General features: G+C 70.8%; 15 protein-coding genes. 8 read left to right on the top strand and 7 right to left on the bottom strand.

The features are described from left to right. Positions 1 to 343: 343 nt before the first annotated feature. Both ACIREI_RS24430 and ACIREI_RS24425 read left to right on the top strand, forming a co-directional pair. A complete protein-coding gene (locus ACIREI_RS24430; RefSeq protein ID WP_403336458.1) occupies positions 344 to 856 on the top strand; it encodes a sigma factor-like helix-turn-helix DNA-binding protein in 513 nt (170 codons plus the stop codon). Continuing rightward, a complete protein-coding gene (locus ACIREI_RS24425) occupies positions 853 to 1,101 on the top strand; it encodes a hypothetical protein (RefSeq protein WP_403336455.1) in 249 nt (82 codons plus the stop codon). Before ACIREI_RS24430 ends, ACIREI_RS24425 begins: the two co-directional genes overlap by 4 nt. Positions 1,102 to 1,123: 22 nt before the next feature. On the opposite strand, the gene ACIREI_RS24420 is transcribed toward ACIREI_RS24425, so the two are convergent. Then, positions 1,124 to 2,278, bottom strand: a complete 1,155-nt coding sequence (locus ACIREI_RS24420) for a cystathionine gamma-synthase (RefSeq protein WP_403336452.1) — start codon at positions 2,276 to 2,278, stop codon at positions 1,124 to 1,126. A 669-nt stretch (positions 2,279 to 2,947) separates the two neighbouring features. Here ACIREI_RS24420 and ACIREI_RS24415 point away from each other — a divergent pair. From ACIREI_RS24415 to ACIREI_RS24400, 4 genes are all read left to right on the top strand, one after another. Next, positions 2,948 to 4,066, top strand: a complete 1,119-nt coding sequence (locus tag ACIREI_RS24415; RefSeq protein WP_403336450.1) for a hypothetical protein — start codon at positions 2,948 to 2,950, stop codon at positions 4,064 to 4,066. 174 nt (positions 4,067 to 4,240) lie between these two features. Beyond that, positions 4,241 to 4,906 carry a peptide-methionine (S)-S-oxide reductase MsrA gene (msrA, locus tag ACIREI_RS24410; RefSeq protein ID WP_403336447.1) on the top strand — a complete coding sequence of 222 codons (666 nt, stop codon included), beginning with the start codon at positions 4,241 to 4,243 and terminating at the stop codon, positions 4,904 to 4,906. Positions 4,907 to 5,348: 442 nt separating this feature from the next. Next, positions 5,349 to 6,647, top strand: a complete 1,299-nt coding sequence (locus ACIREI_RS24405) for a phosphatase PAP2 family protein (RefSeq protein ID WP_403336767.1) — start codon at positions 5,349 to 5,351, stop codon at positions 6,645 to 6,647. 74 nt (positions 6,648 to 6,721) lie between these two features. Further along, positions 6,722 to 7,213 (top strand): SRPBCC family protein, encoded by a 492-nt coding sequence (locus ACIREI_RS24400; protein WP_403336444.1) that lies wholly within the window; start codon positions 6,722 to 6,724, stop codon positions 7,211 to 7,213. Positions 7,214 to 7,255: 42 nt separating this feature from the next. Here ACIREI_RS24400 and ACIREI_RS24395 read toward each other — a convergent pair whose 3' ends face one another. Then, the gene (locus ACIREI_RS24395) at positions 7,256 to 8,224 is read right to left on the bottom strand and encodes a helix-turn-helix domain-containing protein (RefSeq protein WP_403336442.1); all 969 of its coding nucleotides are present in this window, start codon (positions 8,222 to 8,224) and stop codon (positions 7,256 to 7,258) included. Positions 8,225 to 8,408: 184 nt separating this feature from the next. Here ACIREI_RS24395 and ACIREI_RS24390 point away from each other — a divergent pair, with 184 nt between their 5' ends. Continuing rightward, positions 8,409 to 9,449, top strand: coding sequence for an NAD(P)-dependent alcohol dehydrogenase (locus tag ACIREI_RS24390; protein ID WP_403336439.1), 1,041 nt, complete (start codon positions 8,409 to 8,411; stop codon positions 9,447 to 9,449). Positions 9,450 to 9,499: 50 nt separating this feature from the next. Here the strand turns inward: ACIREI_RS24390 and ACIREI_RS24385 are convergent, their stop codons facing one another. The 3 genes from ACIREI_RS24385 to ACIREI_RS24375 are packed head-to-tail and all read right to left on the bottom strand — an operon-like array spanning position 9,500 to position 12,601. Then, on the bottom strand, positions 9,500 to 10,558 hold the full coding sequence (locus ACIREI_RS24385) for a FecCD family ABC transporter permease (RefSeq protein ID WP_403336436.1): 1,059 nt from the start codon (positions 10,556 to 10,558) through the stop codon (positions 9,500 to 9,502). Continuing rightward, positions 10,558 to 11,544, bottom strand: coding sequence for a FecCD family ABC transporter permease (locus tag ACIREI_RS24380; RefSeq protein ID WP_403336433.1), 987 nt, complete (start codon positions 11,542 to 11,544; stop codon positions 10,558 to 10,560). Before ACIREI_RS24380 ends, ACIREI_RS24385 begins: the two co-directional genes overlap by 1 nt. A 4-nt stretch (positions 11,545 to 11,548) precedes the next feature. After that, a complete protein-coding gene (locus tag ACIREI_RS24375; protein ID WP_403336764.1) occupies positions 11,549 to 12,601 on the bottom strand; it encodes an ABC transporter substrate-binding protein in 1,053 nt (350 codons plus the stop codon). Positions 12,602 to 12,831: 230 nt separating this feature from the next. On the opposite strand from ACIREI_RS24375, the gene ACIREI_RS24370 reads away from it, so the two are divergent. Then, a complete protein-coding gene (locus ACIREI_RS24370) occupies positions 12,832 to 13,215 on the top strand; it encodes a VOC family protein (protein WP_403336430.1) in 384 nt (127 codons plus the stop codon). A 177-nt stretch (positions 13,216 to 13,392) separates the two neighbouring features. Here the strand turns inward: ACIREI_RS24370 and ACIREI_RS24365 are convergent, their stop codons facing one another. Together ACIREI_RS24365 and ACIREI_RS24360 are read right to left on the bottom strand one after the other, a co-directional pair. Beyond that, a complete protein-coding gene (locus ACIREI_RS24365) occupies positions 13,393 to 14,163 on the bottom strand; it encodes a group II truncated hemoglobin (RefSeq protein ID WP_403336428.1) in 771 nt (256 codons plus the stop codon). A gap of 92 nt (positions 14,164 to 14,255) precedes the next feature. Then, the gene (locus tag ACIREI_RS24360; protein ID WP_403336762.1) at positions 14,256 to 17,522 is read right to left on the bottom strand and encodes a S8 family peptidase; all 3,267 of its coding nucleotides are present in this window, start codon (positions 17,520 to 17,522) and stop codon (positions 14,256 to 14,258) included. Positions 17,523 to 17,771: the final 249 nt, after the last annotated feature.

The following is a 17,771-nucleotide window of genomic DNA, read 5'->3' as shown; positions in this document are numbered from 1 at the left end:
GCAGCCCTGCGCAGAGCAGCGACACCCGGCACCACAAGGCCCAGCCACCAGCGAGCGGGAGGCGCCAGGGACGGCGCGGCCCCGGCCTCAAACGCCCGACGGGCCGAATGACGCAGCCCTGCGCAGAGCAGCGACACCCGGCACCACGAGGCCCAGCCACCAGCGAGCGGGAGGCGCCAGGGACGGCGCGGCCCCGGCCTCAAACGCCGCACGGGCTGGGTGATGAGACGTGAAGCCCCAAGCTGCATACGCGCGCGTGCTCATGTGATCGGTTCCCGGCTCTTGACCCTGGGTCGCCGCTGGCCTCATATGAAACTGGTGGGCGCTCAAGGCGGGAGGGGCGGTGGGACGACGGCGTGCGGAGCAGGACGCCCGCCGGGCCCGGGAGTTCGAGGCGTTCGTCGCGGGCGCGGCAGGGCGGCTGCTGCATGCCGCCACGCTGCTCACCGCTGAGCCACCGGACGACAACCCGCGCGCGCGGCGCCTGCTGACGCTGTCCCTCGCGCACACGTACGCGAGCTGGGACCGGCTGCGCGGCGAGGACCCGTACGACCGCGCCCGCCAGTACCTGGCCACCCGCTTCTCCCGAGCCGCCTGGCATCAGTACGGCGGCCTGGGCGTCCTCGGCCGGTCCCGCCCGCACCCCGACAGCCCGCTCGCCCGGCTCTCGCCACAGGAACGCCTGATCCTGGTCCTGCGGCTGTACGAGGGTGTCGCCGAGGAACAGGCGGCGGCCCTGCTCGGCCTCCCCCGGGAACGTGTCCACGCGATCTGCGACCGGGCGACGGCAACCCTGCTGCATCCGCCGCGCGGCCCGGCACCGACCGTGCTCGAAGCGAAGGCGGCATCGCCATGAATCGCACCGAACGTGAGGCGGCCGCACGGCGGATCATGGAGCGCACGCCGCCGCCGATGCCCCCGGAGCTGTACCCGGAGGTCGTGCGGCGCGGTGGCCGCATGCTGCGCCGCAGGACGGCAGCCGTACGGCTGATGTGGCTGCTGCTGTTCGCCGCGACGGTGACGTTCGTGGTGTGGGCGCTGATGGCCCGCCCGTGGGTGGAGCCGCCCTCGGAGACGACTCCACCGCTGACGGGCTGGTGAGCCCTTCCCGCAAGGCCCCTGACTAGCCGAGCGCCTGCTGGAGGTCCTCCAGGAGGTCGTCGACGTTCTCGATGCCCACGGAGAGGCGGACGAGGTCGGCGGGTACCTCCAGGGCCGAGCCGGCCGCGGACGCGTGCGTCATGCGTCCCGGGTGCTCGATGAGCGACTCCACTCCGCCCAGGGACTCGCCGAGCGTGAACACCTTGGCCCGGTTGCAGACCTCGACGGCCGCCTCCTCGCCACCGGCGACCCGGAAGGAGATCATGCCGCCGAACGCCCGCATCTGCTTGGCGGCGACCTCGTGACCGGGGTGCTCGGGCAGCCCCGGGTACAGAACGCGCGTCACGCGCGCGTGGCGGGTGAGCATGTCGGCGATCTTCGTGGCGTTCTCGCTGTGCCGGTCCATGCGCACCGACAGCGTCTTGGTGCCACGCAGCACCAGCCAGGAGTCGAAGGGCCCGGCGACCGCACCCATCGCGTTCTGGTGGAAGGCCAGTTCGTCGCCCAGGTCCGAGTCGCTGACGATCAGCGCGCCCCCGACGACGTCCGAGTGACCGCCCATGTACTTGGTCAGGGAGTGCACCACGACATCCGCGCCCAACGACAGCGGCTGCTGCAGATACGGCGTGGCGAAGGTGTTGTCGACGACGAGCTTCGCGCCCGCGTCCCGGGCGATCTGGGCGACGGCGGCGATGTCGGTGATGCCGAGCAGCGGGTTGGAGGGGGTCTCCACCCACACGACCTTGGTCTTAGGGGTGATGGCGGCCCGCACAGCAGCCGGGTCGCTGGTGTCGGCGACCGACCACTCCACCCCCCACCGGGCGACGACCTTCGCGAACAGCCGGAACGTGCCGCCGTATGCGTCATTGGGGATGACCACGTGGTCGCCGGGGCTGAGCAGCGTACGCAACAGGCAGTCCTCGGCCGCCAGTCCGGACGCGAACGCGAGCCCGCGACGCCCGCCCTCCAGGGCGGCGAGGTTCTCCTCCAGAGCCGTCCTGGTCGGGTTGGCGCTACGGCTGTACTCGTAGCCGCCACGCAGGCCGCCCACGCCGTCCTGCTTGTAGGTCGAGACCTGGTAGATCGGCGGGACGACGGCGCCGGTCAGGGGATCGGCGGTGTTGCCCGCATGGATCGCCAGGGTCTCGAAGTGCTGACTGATGTGCCTGTCACTCATGGGCCCCGAGCGTAATGCGCGAACGGCCCGGATGCCGGACGGCGGGGTTTTCAGGCGGATACCCAGCCCCGCTGGCGGAGACCGACTGATGGTTCCGCGGTGCGTCACTGCGTCGGCAGGGCCGAGTCACAGGTGCCGTCCCCTTTGCGGGTTGCCCGGCGTGGGGCTGGTCGGGGGTGGGTTGCCCGGCCCGGCGCTAACGGGGTGCCGCTGCGCCCACCCGTGCCGCCCCAGCGGCACGACTGCCCGCAGCTACGCGGCTGCGGCGGTGTGCGGACTGCCCGCGGCTGCGCGGGCCATGGCAGTGCGGGGACTGCCCGCAGCTGCGCGGGCAGTCGCGGCGCGGGGGCTGCCTGCGGCGGCGCGGGCTGCTGTGGCTGGCCGGGAATGGCGCGTAGCCCCACGGGCCCGCGGTCGCGTACGGCGGGAAGGGGCCGTGTCGGGGGGTGTCCGCCCGCAGAGTCCGGTGTCAAGACACGGCACCTCCAGCCCAAGGCCCACCACCGGACCGAGGACGGACACCCCCCGGCACGGCCCCGACCCACACCCCACCCGCACGCGCTACGCGCACCCCCACCCCACAGCAACAGGCCGCCGCAGGCACCCCCCGCCCAACCGCCGGAGGCAACACGTTGGCCAATTGTCAGTGGCGTCTGGAACGCTGGAGGCATGGAAATTCTCTGGGTCCTGATCGCGCTCGTCATGATCGGCTTCGTGCTGGTGCCGTTCATGAGGCGCCGCCGGGGCATGATCGAGCAGGTCCCGCCGGGCCACCCCGACGCCGCGGACCCGGCGAACTACGGCTTCGTACGGCAGGAGGAGCTGGACGTCCGCATGCCCGGCCCCGACCAGGACCTGCTGGACGTCCTGGATCTGGTGCAGCGCACCCAGGACTACCGCGCGGCCTCGCAGCTGCTGTCCGGCACAGAAGCGGAGGGCGAGGTCCGCTGGCAGCGGGTGCAGGCCTTCGCAGGCGCCGCGTCCCTGGAGCTCCAGCAGCATCCGGGCGGAGTCAGCGAGTCGCCGGGCGGCCAGTGGCTGCGGGTGTGGCGGGCCGAGCAGCCCAAGGACGCGGGCGGGGCGGCCGTACACGCGGAGTTCCTGGTACAGCAGGCGTGGCGCACGGCGACACCGGGCACGGACGAGTTCCGGATCATCATGGAGGAGGCGAAGTCGGCGTGCGGCGACGCCGCCCTGCTCGCCCCCGGTGACCCGATCCCGTACATCATCGAGCTGTCGGTCGCGCGCGGACTCGCCTACTCCCAGCCGGAGTTCGAGCAGCTCTGGCTGAAGATCCTGGACCGCGCCCCGACCCACATGGGCGCGCACCTGGCGGCCCTGCACTACTGGTGCGAGAAGTGGCACGGCTCGCGCAAGCTGGCCTACGACTTCGCGGAGGCGGCCGCGGCCCGCGCCCCCCAGGGCTCCCTCCTCGCCGCGATGCCGCTCTTCGCGGTCTTCGAGCATCTGCCCGAGGTGAACCTGGTCAGCGGCTTCTACCAGAGCGAGGTCGTGACGAAGGCGATCCACGGCGCGCTGTACGCGGTGCACGCGGCCCGCCCCGACGACCCGATGCTGGCGCACGTACGCCATCTGCTGGTCTTCTTCCTGGTCCGCGGCGAACGCTGGGCGGAGGCCATGAACGAGCTGATAGCGGTCGACGGCCACGTGGGCGCGCTCCCCTGGACCCTCTCCCCCGACCCCGCCGCGGAGTTCGCGGTCTACCGCGCGCTGGCGGTGGCGGGCTACGAGGCGAACGGCGGCAGCCCGGCGACGCTGCCGCACTGAGCCGCAGCCTCACCGTGGTGAGGGCGCGGGGTGGAATCCGAGGACCCGCCCGTATGTTGAAGGGGGTACCGCCCGGCGGGGCGGCACCCCCGCCGCCGTACCGCAGTCGTGGCCGCGGCCCGCGAGGTCCGAGAGGCCCACGCGTCCCGTGAGTCCCGCGAGGAAGGAACCCTCATGCTCTTCGGCCGTACGCCCGTCCTGCCCACCCCCGAGCAGGCGCTGCGGGGCCGCCCCGAGCCGGCCTTCACGGTCCCCGACCGCCACACGGTCCTCGGCAACCCGCTGCTCGGCCCCTACCCCGAGGGCCTCGAGGTCGCCGACTTCGGTCTGGGCTGCTTCTGGGGTGCCGAGCGCAAGTTCTGGCAGCTTCCGGCGGGCGTGTGGACGACTCTGGTCGGTTACCAGGGCGGCCACACCGAGAACCCCACCTACGAAGAGGTCTGCTCGGGCCTGACCGGCCACACCGAGGTCGTCCGCGTGGTCTTCGACCCGAGCGTGATCTCGTACGAACGTCTCCTGAAGACCTTCTGGGAGGCCCACGACCCGACCCAGGGCTTCCGCCAGGGCAACGACGTCGGCACCCAGTACCGCTCCGCGATCTACACCCACACCCCGGACCAGGCCGAGACGGCCGAGGCCTCCCGCGAGTCGTACCAGCAGGTCCTGAACGGATCCGGCTACGGCACGATCACGACCGAGGTCCTTCCGGCGGAGGGTCGGACGTTCTATCCGGCGGAGGGGTACCACCAGCAGTACCTGGACAAGAACCCCGCGGGCTACTGCGGGATCGGCGGAACCGGGGTGTCCTGCCCGATCGGTGTCGCACCGGCGGAAGGCTGACCGGCCTCCGGCCACGCCTTCGAGCCGGCGCATGAAGATGCCCGGGCTCTGATGGGTTTCCAGAAGAGCTCGGGCAACACCGCTGGCCGTCCACGGCGGTGAAGTCGGGGCGTGGGAGCGCTCCCTCACTCCCCTCACCACTCCCCTCACCACTCCCTCACCACTCTCCTCACCCCGCACCGGAATGGAAACGTCCACCCCGGGAATGCCCTCTCCCTTCACGACCGCACGCCGATTCCTGACCGAGGCATGGGCATGGGATTTCCCCTCGGCTAGCATGATCGAACTTACGAACGATCGCCCCTATTGCCCACCTCGACCGGAAAAAGATGCCATTCGACAGGAAAAGCGACCCGCCTAAACAATACATATCAAATCGACCAAAACACCACAATTGATACCTATATCCTCGCGGGCATTTCCCCGACCAAGACGCAGAATCATCCTGTGGGCCACGGCAGGCGCAACGGCACTCGGATTCGCCATCGCCCTGGAGATCGCCGCGCGCCAGTACGGCCTACCGGGGCCGATAACCTGCCAGGCGCAAGAGGTGATATTCGCCCCTAAATCAGGGTTTTTGCTGTACGCCAGTATGGCGTTGACGATGGTGGTGCTCACCTGGCGGCAACGGTTCATCGCCCTCGGTGCCGCGATCGGTATCGACGTCGTCTTCGTGCTGGTGCGCTGGGTGTTCGACATCAGGACGCCCGACGGCCACCCCTTCGGCAACGGCGCGCTGTGGGTGATCCTGGGCTGTGCCGTCATCGCGGTCACACGCCGCACCGGCGCAGAACGCGTCCTGCTGCTGAAGGGCGTCGGGCTGGGCCTGCTGCTGGTGGCCGGCCGTAAGACGGGCGACACCTGGCTGCTCATCACGTCGAAGACCCGCCCGACGGTGCTGGACCCGTATCTGGCGACCGCCGATCACGCGCTGGGCGACCCGTCGTGGGTGGCGGGCCGGGCCGTCAGGGCCATGGGCCCGGTCGGCGCCCATGTTCTCGACTTCGTCTACGTCCAGCTCGCGGTGGCCGCCGTCGTCATCGCCCTCTACCAGCTGCGCCACGTGGCGGTCGAGCGCCGCTTCCCGAGCCATCATCTGGTGCGCACCTTCTTGCTGATCGGCCTCCTCGGGCCGGCCATCTACATGATCTTCCCGGTGGTCGGGCCGGTCTTCGCCTACGGCACCGGCGCATTCGGCACCGGCGGTGGGCACTGGGCGCTGGCCAACCTGTGGCCGGACGTGCCGCCGCCCCTCAATACCCCGCACGCGATGCCCTACGACGAGATCACTCCTCGCAATTGCATGCCCAGCCTGCACACCGCATGGGCCACCGCGATCTTCATTCATTCCCGCAAGGGCCCGCGCATTTTGCGCTTCGCAGGCACGTTCTGGCTGATTGCCACGCTCGGCGCGACGCTGGGATTCGGCTACCACTACGGTGTGGATCTCATTGCCGGCGTGGTGTTCGTGCTCACCGTCGAGGCAACTCTGCGCACACACGAACGCGGCTGGGACCGGTCGGGAATCCAGCTGGTCGCTTACGGCTCGATGGTCTTCGCCGCGCTCTTGGTGTCGTATCGCTTTCTTGCGATGGAAATGGCCACGCACCCGTGGGTGTTCGGACCGATGCTCATTCTGGCGATGCTTTCCGTTGTTTACGGCTACGTGCGGACCACCAAAGTGTGGGAGCCGAAGGCCGCGCCGGCGCCGAGGCCGGAACCGCAACCCGAGATGGTCTGACGCGCTCGGTCGTCCTGCGGTCGTCGTGCCGTCGTCGCCCGCTCGTCCTGCGGTTGTCGGACCCCACTGCTTTCATGGGTGTCATGGATGGCGGTGGTGGCACGAGCAGCAGAAGCGTCGTCGTGGAGCGGCGCATCGCCGCAGGTCAGGGTCGCGTGTGGGAAGCCATGACCGACTTGGGCGGCATGGCGGACGTGATCAGCGGTGTCACGCGCGTCGAGGTCCTCACGGAGGGGGGCTTCGGCGTCGGTACGCGGTGGCGGGAGACCCGGCGCATGTTCGGCAAGGAAGCCACCGAGGAGATGTGGGTGACCGCCTGCGAGCCGCCCGAGCGCTATGTGGTGGAGGCCGAGTCGCACGGCAGCCACTACGTCTCGGAGTGGCTGCTGCGGCCGGACGGGGCGTCGGCGACGACGGTCCGTATGACGTTCACGGCCGTGGCCTCCGGCGGCGTCACTCGCCTGCTCGCCAGAATTATGGGCGGCGTGGGCGCACGGGCGGTGAGCAAAGCGGTCGCGAAGGACCTGGACGACATCGCTGCGGCGGTCGAGGGCCGCAGCCGCTGAGCCGCGCCACCCCACCGCACGGGCAGCGGCGTGGCTGGCCCGTCACGCCGACGGCGCCGACATTCCCGTACCCGTCGTACCCGTCGTACCCGCCGCCCCCGCCTTCGTGGCGTCGGCGCCCCAGCTCGCCAGCAGGCGCAACGCCTCCGCCGACGGCGACCCCGGCTCCGCGTGGTACGTGATCAGGCTCTGTTCCGTGCCGTCGGACAGGCGGAACGACTCGAAGTTCAGGGTCAGCCCGCCCACCAGCGGATGCCGGATGTGCTTGACGCCGTAGCTCTTCTCCTTGACGTCATGGGTGGCCCACAGCCGGCGGAACTCCTCGCTCTTGACGGAGAGTTCGCCGACCAGGGCGGACAGGAGCGGGTCGTCCGGGTGGCAGCCGGCGTCCATGCGCAGGTAGCTGACCATGTCGTACGCCTTCTGGTCCCACTCCACGAACAGGTCGCGGTACTCGGGCCGCAGGAACACCAGCCGGGCCCAGTTCCGCTCCTGCGGCGGCAGCTCGGACCAGTCGCCGAAGACGGCCGCCGCCATCCGGTTCCAGGCGAGGATGTCGGAGCGCCGGCCCGAGATGTACGCGGGCACGCCGTCGATCGAGTCCAGCAGCTGCCGCAGCGCCGGCCGCACCAGCTCCGTCCGCGGGACCTGCTTCTTCTTGTGCTGCTTGGGCTTGGCGAGGTGGGTGAGGTGCGCGTGCTCGGCGTCGCTCAGCCGCAGCGCCCGCGCGATCGCGTCGAGGACCTCCGCCGAGACGTTCCGCCCGTTGCCCTGCTCCAGGCGCGTGTAGTACGCCACGGACACCCCGGCCAGCTGCGCCAGCTCCTCGCGCCGCAGCCCCGGCACCCTGCGGTGCCGCCCGAAGTCCGGCAGCCCGACGTCCTCCGGCTTCAGCCGGGCACGCCGGGTGCGCAGAAACTCGCTGAGCTCGGCGCGCCGGTCCAGACCGGCACCGAGGTCGGCACCAGGGTCGGCGGCGGGTCCCGCCGTGGATTCGGGATTGTCGTCCATGCCTCAAGTATTCCCGGTCGTACGCACACGATCCTGTCCCCGCCAGTGGTAGGACCAGCGGACGTACGTACAACGGAGGGCTGGGTGACTCCGGCGCGTTCCCGCAGGCTGGATGCCGTGCCCGGACGAACGAGCAGCAAGTCAGAAGGCAGCCGGGCGCAGGACCCCTCTAGGAGAACCCGGCATGACCACCGTTGCCGCATACGCAGCACCCGCCGCCAAGGCTCCGCTGGAGCGCACCACCATCGAGCGCCGTGAGGTCGGCGAGTTCGACGTCCTGATCGACATCAAGTTCGCCGGTATCTGCCACTCCGACATCCACCAGGCCACCGAGGGCTGGGGCGAGGCGATCTTCCCGATGGTCCCCGGCCACGAGATCGCGGGCATCGTCTCCGAGGTCGGCCCCGGGGTCACCAAGTACCGGGTCGGCGACCGCGTGGGCGTCGGCTGCCTGGTCGACTCCTGCCGTGAGTGCGAGAACTGCAAGGCCGGCGTGGAGCAGCACTGCACCGGTGGCTCGGTCGGCACGTACAACGCCATCGGCAAGGACGGTGAGCCGACCTACGGCGGTTACTCGGAGAAGGTCGTCGTCGACGAGAACTTCGTCGTCCGCATCCCCGACGGCCTGTCCCTCGACGTGGCCGCGCCGCTGCTGTGCGCGGGCATCACCACGTACTCGCCGCTCAAGCAGTGGGGTGCGGGGCCGGGCAAGAAGGTCGCCGTGATCGGCCTGGGCGGCCTCGGCCACATGGGCGTCAAGATCGCGCACGCGCTCGGCGCGGAGGTCACCGTCCTGTCGCAGTCGCTGCGCAAGAAGGACGACGGCCTGAAGCTGGGCGCCGACCACTACTACGCGACCAGCGACCCGAAGACGTTCGAGGAGCTCGCCGGCTCCTTCGACCTGATCCTCTCCACGGTCTCCGCGCCGCTGGACTTCGGCGCCTACCTCAGCCTGCTGAGGACGGGTGGCGCCCTGGTGAACGTGGGCGCCCCCGAGGAGCCCATCGCCCTGAACCTGTTCTCGCTCATCGGCGGCAACAAGACCCTCGCCGGTTCGATGATCGGCGGCATCGCCGAGACGCAGGAGATGCTGGACTTCTGCGCCGCGCACGGCATCGGCGCCGAGATCGAGCTGATCGAAGCCGAGCAGATCAACGAGGCGTACGAGCGGGTGCTCAGCAGCGATGTGCGGTACCGGTTCGTGATCGACACGGCGACCATCTGACGCCCACCGCAAGAGCCCGAGGGCCCCGGAGCCGCACCGCTCCGGGGCCCTCAGCGTGTCGCCGTACGACGCCCCAGCAGCCACAGCAGATACGGCCCGCCGACCAGGGCGGTGAGCGCGCCGACCGGGATCTCCAGCGGGGGAAGCAGGGTACGGGCGGCGAGGTCGGCGGCGACCAGGACGACCGCGCCCGTCAACGCGGCGTTGAGGAGCGGGAGTTGGGGCGTACGGGTGAGTCGCCGGGCGAGCTGCGGGGCGGTCAGCGCCACGAACCCGATCGGCCCCGCGGCGCCGGTCGCCGTGGCGGCGAGGACGACGCCGAGCACGGTGAGGCCGAGCCGCGCCCGGTCCACCCGTACGCCGAGTCCGGCCGCGGTCTCGGGATCGAGCCCGAGCGGCCGCAGCGCACGGCTCGCCCACACCAGGGCGGGCAGGGACAGGGCCAGTACGGCGGCCAGGGGCGCCGCCTGCGCCCAGCCCTGCCCGTTGAGACTCCCGGTGAGCCACAGCTTGATCTGCTCGGCGGCCTCCAGGTCACTGTCGGTGAGGTAGAGCTGCACCACGGCGGAGAGCGCGACACCGATACCGACGCCGGTGAGCACGAACCGGCTCGGCTGCATACCGTGCCGCCAGGCCAGCACGTAGACGAGGGCGGCCGCGACGAGTCCGCCGAGGACGGATACGGCGGGCATGGCGCCCGGCGAGCTCACCGCGCCGGTCGAGAGGGCGAGCACGGTCGCGGCGGCGGCCCCGTGCCCGACGCCGATGACGTCCGGGCTGGCCAGCGGATTGCGGGTGACGGTCTGCACGAGAGCCCCGGCCAGCCCGAGTGCGGCGCCGACGAGGGCGCCGACGGCGATACGGGGGACGCGGAGTTCATTGACGACGAGGTCGTGGGGGCCGGAGCCGGTGCGCAGGGTGTGCCAGACCTCGGCGGGCGGGAGGTACGTCTGGCCGAGGCAGGCCGAGGCCAGCGTCACCGTGAGGAGGAGCCCGAGGAGAGTGAGGGCGACGACGGCGGAACGGCGGTGGAGGAGCAGGGAGACGCGGGGGTGGGGGCGCAGGAGGGTCAGGCCGGGCGCCGGGCCGGGGCCGGTCGGTCTGGTCATCAGGACACCGTGCCTCGCCGCCGCACCAGCACCACCAGCACCGGCACCCCCACCAACGCCGTCATCACGCCCGCCGGCACCTCCGCCGGAGCCCGCACCACCCGTCCCACGACATCCGCGCCCAGCAGCAGCGCCGCCCCGAGCAAGGCGGACAGGGGCAGCACCGCCGCATACCCGCCGCGCACCAGCCGCCGCGCGAGATGCGGTACGGCCAGTCCCACGAAGGCGATGGGCCCCGCCGCGGCCACCGCGGCCGCGGTGAGCAGCGTCGCCCCCAGCGCCGCGGCCCCCCGAACCAACCGCACCCGGTGCCCCAGCGCCCGAGCCGTCTCGTCCCCCAGCGCCAACGCGTCCAGCCCCCGCGCGCAGGCCAGCACCAGCACCGCCCCGCCGGCCAGGAACGGCAGCATCCGTACGACCGTTCCCGCGTCCCGCCCGCTCAGCGCGCCCACCTGCCAGAACCGGAACTGGTCGAGCGTGGCGGAGCTGGAGGTCAGGACGACGGTCGTGGCCCCGGCCGTCATCGCCGACAGCGCGGTCCCCGCCAGCGCCAGCTTCACCGGCGAGGCCCCGCCCCGGCCGCGCGCCGCGATGCCGTACACCAGGCACGCGGCGACGACGGCGCCGGCGAAGGCGTACCAGACGTGGCCGCCGAAGCCGTTCGCGAGGCCGAGGGCGATGGCCAGGACGACCCCGGCCGCGGCCCCCTGGCTCAGTCCGAGGATGCCGGGATCGGCGAGCGGGTTGCGGGTGACGGCCTGCAGCGCCGCCCCGGCCATGCCGAGCGCGGCACCGGCCGCCAGCCCGACCTCGGTGCGCGGCAGCCGCAGCGACCGTACGACCAGCGCGTCCGGCGAACCGCCGCCGTACAGCAGGGCGTCGAGCACGGCGGACGGCGGTACGGCGCGGGTGCCGACGGCGAGGCTGAGTACGGCCGCGGCGGCCAGCACGAGGGTGGCCGCCGGCCAGACAAGGCGACGGGGCACAGGTCTACTTGCCGATGTTCTCGGCGAGTTCCGAGATCACCAGACGCGCTGCCGTGGGACCGGCGTTGAGGTACCACGGGTCGTCGTCCACCTTCACGGCGTGGCCGGCCTCGACCGCCTTCATGGACTTCCACAGCGGCCCGGCCACGACGCTCGCGGCGTCGGTCTTCGCCGGGTCCCCCTGCACGGAGTAGAAGATCCAGTCGCCGTCGGCGGTGTCGACGCTCTCGGGGCCGATGTCCTCCGAAATGGCGTTGAACTGCTGCGACTTGGGCCGCTTGAGCCCCATGTCCACGGCGATGGACCCGGTGAAGGACGACACCCCGAACATCCGGGTCCGGTCCGGCGTGAACCGCACCATGGACACGGCGGGGTCCCCGCCGATGTCCTGTCCCTTCCCCTTCGCCTCGGCGACGATCTCACCGAGCAGCTTCCGCGCCTGCTGCCCCTTGCCGACGGCCTCGCCGACGAGCAGCAGGTCGCGCTTCCAGTTGACGCCGTTGCCGGCGGTGATCACGGTGGGCGCGATCTTGGAGAGCTTGGGGTAGAGGTCGCCGAGCGAGTCGTTGGCGAGGATCAGGTCGGGCTTGGCGGCGGCGAGCGATTCGAGGTTGGGCGCCTGCCGGGTGCCCGCGTCGGTCATCGCGGCGAGCCGGGCCTTGTCCTTGGGGAAGGCGTCGGCGAGGTAGTCCGGTACGAGCCCGGCGTTGTCGGCGCGGGTGGTGGCCGTGGGCACGACGCCGAGCGAGAGCAGGTCGTCGAGCTGCCCGGTGCTGAGGACGGCGATCTTCTCGGGCTCGGCCTTGATGGTCGTGCTGCCCTGGAAGTGCTTGACGGTGCGCGGGAAGGCGCCGTCCTCGTCGGTGTCGGCACCCATGCCGTCGGCGAGGGCGCTGGGCGCGGCGGAGGGGCCGTCGCCTTCGGAGGCACCGATGACCTGACTGCGCGAGCCGTCCTCCTTCTTGGCGCCGCCACCGCCGTCCGAGGCCGAGCAGCCGACGAGCAGCCCTCCGACGACGGCCGTGGCCAGGACGGCCTTGGTTCCGACGGCCTTCATTCCCACTGCGCGCACGACTGCTCCAACGAACGATCCACGATTACTAAGGCGAGCCTTACCTTAACCTGATCGATCAAATGCGGAACGGGGGGCTCCGGAGCTGGGGCCCGAGGACGGAGGACCAGAGGAGTAGCGCCACCCCGTCCCTGCGGCCGATGTGCCGGGCGGCGGCCCTGCCTAGCGTGAAACCAGGAGCCCGTCCGAGCCGTCCACACGAGGAGGCAGCCCCGATGACCGTCCGGCTCGACCACACCATCGTCGCCGCGCACGACAAGAAGGCGTCGGCCCGGTTCCTCGCCGACATCCTGGGCCTGGAGGTGAGCCCGCAGTACGGCCCCTTCATCCCGGTCGAGATCCCCAACGGGGTGACCCTGGACTACCTGGACTCGCCCGGCGCGATCACGCCGCAGCACTACGCGTTCCTGGTGTCGGAGGACGACTTCGACACGATCTTCGGCCGGATACGGGCGGCCGGTCTGACGCACTGGGCCGACCCCCACCACCGCCGCCCCGGCGAGATCAACCACAACGACGGCGGCCGCGGCACGTACTTCGAAGACCCGAACGGCCACAACCTGGAGATCCTGACACGGCCGTACGGCAGCGGCGACTGACGCGCTCCGGGCGGTGCGAGGGCGAACTACGCCGCCGGTCCCGCGCCGCGCCGCAGGGCCACGACGGCCGACTCCCGCTTTCTGCGGCTGATGCGTGAGGCCTCGGAAGACGAACCGCGTGCCGGCGACCATGGGCCGTCCCCTACGGCAACGGCGCCCTCCCGCCCCGGCGAACCGTCATCCCCGATACGGCGGCGCGGCCCCCCAGTTCCACCTCGGCACCGGCTGCTCCGCCGGCGGCACCGCGTCCGGCCCCGAGAAGTGCACCGCCAGCCGCGTCCCCCACTCCACGTACGCCAGGAACGCCGAACGGAACTCCGCGTCCGTCGGCAGACCCGCCTCGTCGGCCGCGTCCTGGATGAGGTCGACCCAGCGGCGGCGCTGGGGCTCGGTGATCCCCCGGCCCATGTGCTTGGCGACCATGTGGCCGTGGCCGCCCTGGGTCTCGGAGTAGGCGGGCGGGCCGCCGAAGACCTCGCCGAGCCAGAGCGCCACATGTTCGGCGTGGGCCGGGTCCAGGTCCGCGAACAGCGGGGCCAGGAGGTCGTCCTTGTGGACCTTGTCGTAGAAGACGGACGTCAGGCGGGAGAGCGCCTCCGCGCCGCCCGCCCAGGCGTAGAGCGTCGGCACCGACGCGCCCGTGCCGCGGACCGTCGTCGGCTTGTAGTGGCGCATCTCCTCGATGTACGGGATGTACGGGCGGATCTCGGCGAGGAAGTCGGGGAAGAGCTCCGACTCGCGAAAGCCCTCCATGTGGTCCTGCGTCGAGGTCCAGGTGATGCGCAGGACGTAGTGCGCGAAGTCCTCCTCGCAGCGGGCGAGTTCATAGTCGACGCAGTGCGGGGACGCGGCCAGCTGAGCCGCGGCGCGGGTGTAGGCGGCCAGGAACTCGGCCGATTTCTGCTCGGGAATGCGGTACCGGATGTATTCCACCGTGTGTGCCGTCATGACCTCAACGAAACACGAACCGCCCGCCGGAAGCTGTACTTCCGGCGGGCGGTTCGCTCATGGCCCACATGGGTCACATGTGAGCCACTCGATCACTTGCCGTAATACGCGTTGTAGATCGAGACCGTCGACTTGTTGCCCTTCTTGTCGGCGACCTTGGCGTGGAAGGAGATGGCCTTCCCCTTCGCCGGGTTCTTCACGGTGATCTTGCCGTTCTTGACCTCGAGCTTCTTCCAGGTCTGGCCGTAGTCGTACGACACGTACACGTGCAGCGACTTCAGGTTGCTGCCCGCGGCCGAGCCCACGACGGTGACCGGGAACGTCACCTTCTTGTCGGCCTCGACCCGGCTGTCCAGGCCCGTCGTGGCGTTGAAGCGGACCGTGGAGGCCGGAAGCTTGACCTGCTGGGCTGCCGAGTCGCCACCGGAGGCCGGCGGCTTCTTGGAGCGGAAGGTCCAGCTCGCGTCGATCCGCGTGGAGGCGGCCGCGACCTTGGCGCTCCGCTTGACCGAGGTCGTCAGCTTGTACTCGGCCTCCCCGGCCGGAACCGTGAACGCCTTCCCGCCCATCAGCGGGTCGTCGTTGGTGCCGACCTTGGTGCCGTTGCGGTACAGGCTCGTGGTCACCGCGGTGAAGTCCGACGAGCCGGCGTGCTTGTTGGCGTCGGCGAACAGCGGCAGGAAGCCGTAGATGTCGTTGCCGTCACGGAACAGGCCGTAGTCCGCGTTGATGTGCGGGCCGAAGACCGCCGTGTTGAAGGTCTTCGAGTAGCTCTGGCCCGCCTTGAAGGTCTGCGCGTTGCCCAGGGTGTAGTAGGCGTCGCTGATCGGGAAGCCGTCCGCGTCCTTGCCCGCGTACTGCATGAAGTCGAACGTCCACTTGATCTTGTCGGACGTCGACAGGTACACCGTCCGCGAGCCGGGCAGCTTCTGCTCGATCGGCGTGCCGATCGCCACGTCCTCGGGGAAGAGGCCCACGGGGACCAGCGCGCCGGTCTTGCCGGGGGCCGCGGCACCGAGGTTGTTCTTCACCTTGGCGAGCTCGCCCGCCTTGAAGTGGCGGACCTTCTTGCCCTGGATCTTCTTGACCTTGGCGGTGGTGGCGACGTCGTACTCGGCGGCGGCGCCCTTGGTCCACTGGCCGTTCCAGGTCTGGTTCAGACCGCTGGCGATCTCCGGGCCCAGGTGTGCCATGCGCATGTCGGCGAAGGAGCCGAGGCCGACGCCGATGCCGATGCCCGCCGGTTCGTAGTAGTAACTGGTGCTCGCGAGCACCTGCTTGGCCTGCGCGTCCGGCACAGTGATGTCCGCCGACCTGGTCGTGCGGCCGTCGATCGTCACGGAGGTGTTCTTGGTGACGCTCAGCTTCGGCTGGACCACCCAGTCGAGGCCGCCCTCCAGGTTCACCCAGTCCTTGGCGATCCAGGCGTCCAGCAGGTACGTGCCCTTGGGCAGCCGCATCTTGGTCGTGCCGGACTCGGCGAGCGGCACCTGGTACGACCGGTCGGTCGCCAGACCCGAGTAGCCGAGCAGGACGGTGTTGTAGTCGGCGTCCGGCTTGCCGTCCTTGTCGATGTGCTTGATGGTGACGTCGTACGACTCCATCTCGCGCTGCACCGCGGCGGCCGTACGGACGCTCTGCCCGCCGCCCGTCGCCGTGACGTACGCGGAGTAGGCGCCGTCGACCGTGCCACCCAGCTTCGTGTTGACGGTGAAGTCGACGGAGGCCTTGCCGCCCGCCGGGACCGTCACCTTCGTCGCGCCCAGCTTGAAGAAGCCCGCGGGAGCCGCCTGCCCCTTGGGGTTGGTCGCGGTCGAGGACAGCGTGAGCGTGACGTCAGTGGTACCGAGGTTGCGGTACGTCAGCTCCTTGGTGACCGGCTTGTCGTCGGTGTGCGGCCACTGCTGCACACCGAAGCTGACCGACACCGGGTCGGCGATCACGGTCTGCTTGATGGCCTTGTCGACCTGGATACGGCCCGAACCCTGCTCGAACGGCGTGTACTTGCCGCCCTTGGTGGAACCGGTCAGCGCGCCCTTCAGCTCGGCGTACGTCCAGTCCGGGTGCTGCTGCTTGAGGATCGCCGCGGCGCCCGCGACATGCGGGGTCGCCATGGACGTACCCGAGATGCTCAGGTAGCCGGCCGGGTTCTCGCCGACCTCCTGCTCGATGAGGCTGCCCTTGGCGGACGCCGCCGTGATGTCCACGCCGGGCGCGGTGACGTCCGGCTTGACGGCGCCGTCGCCGAGCCGCGGGCCGGTGCTGGAGAACTCGGCGAGCTGGTCCTTGTCGTCCACGGCGCCGACGGTGAGCGCGGCCTCCGCGCTGCCCGGCGAACCGACCGACTCCGGCCCGGAGTTGCCCGCCGCGATCGCGAAGAGGATCCCCTTCTCGGCGGACAGCTTGTTGACCGCCGCCTCCAGCGGGTCGATCTCCGGGGTGTCGCCGCCGCCCAGGCTCATGTTGACGACCTGGGCACCCTGCTCGGCGGCCCACTCCATGCCGGCGAGGATGCCGGAGTCGTCACCGGAGCCGGTGTCGTCGAGGACCTTGCCGTTGAGGATGTCGGCGCCGGGCGCCACACCCTTGTACTTGCCGCCGGACTTGGCGCCGGTGCCCGCCGCGATGGACGCGACGTGCGTGCCGTGACCGACCTTGTCCTCCGCGGTGGCGGCCGGCGTGAAGTTCTTGGCCGCGATCACCTGGTCTTTGAGGTCCGGGTGGGTCGCGTCGACGCCGGTGTCCAGTACGGCGATCTTGACGCCCTTGCCGTCGTAGCCGGCCTCCCACGCCTTGGGGGCGCCGATCTGCGCGACCGACTTGTCGAGGCTGGCCTTGCGGACGCCGTCGAGCCAGATGTGCGCGATACCGGAGGCGGCCTTGTCGCCGTTGGTGAGCGCGTCCCACAGCTCGGGCGCGTCCTGGTGCGCGGTCTGCACCGCGTCCGCGTTGAGGGACTTCAGGGTCCGGCGGAGCTTGCCCGCGTCACGGACATCGGCCTTGGTGCCGGCGGCGGCACCCTTGTAGCCGACGATGACCTTCAGGCCCTTGGCCTGGGAGGTGCGGGTCGCCGACTTGTTGAGCTCGGTGATGTCGAAGAGCCGCTGGTCGAGCTTGCCGGCGGCGACCAACTGGGCCGCGTCGGCCGGGGTGACGAGCGTGTGCCCGCCGGCCTTGCGTATCTGTACGGGTATGTGCTCGCGCCCCTTCGCCCGCTCCAGGCCGACCACGCGGCCCTTGGAGTCGACGGAGACCCGGTCACCCGTGATCAGGGTGATGCGGTGCGGGGCTGTGAGCGAGGCAGCGGCGCCGGCGCCGGACGGGCGCTGCTCCGCTTCGGCCGACGCCGGGCTGGTCATGCCCGCGGCGAGGGCGACGGCGGCCGCCGTGGCGACAGAGGCCGCGCATGTTCTTCTGACGTTTCTGCGCAAGTTTCCCCCTTGCAGAAGGTCCGGGTGAATTCGCTGTTCACCCGGCCGGAGGAGATCCCGCGCACACGCGCTTCGCCCCCCGGAATACGCAGTATGCCGAGGGGCGATCAGGCACCTCAATAGATGAGAGGAAGGTAAGAAGCGCGCCCTGCCGACTGTTACGCGTCGGCCCAACTC

Origin of the sequence: Streptomyces sp. NPDC093591 (assembly GCF_044764885.1) — a bacterium.
GTDB lineage: Bacteria > Actinomycetota > Actinomycetes > Streptomycetales > Streptomycetaceae > Streptomyces.
The sequence above is the reverse complement of the archived record's forward strand: the minus strand, read 5'-3'. Positions and strand labels throughout refer to the sequence as shown.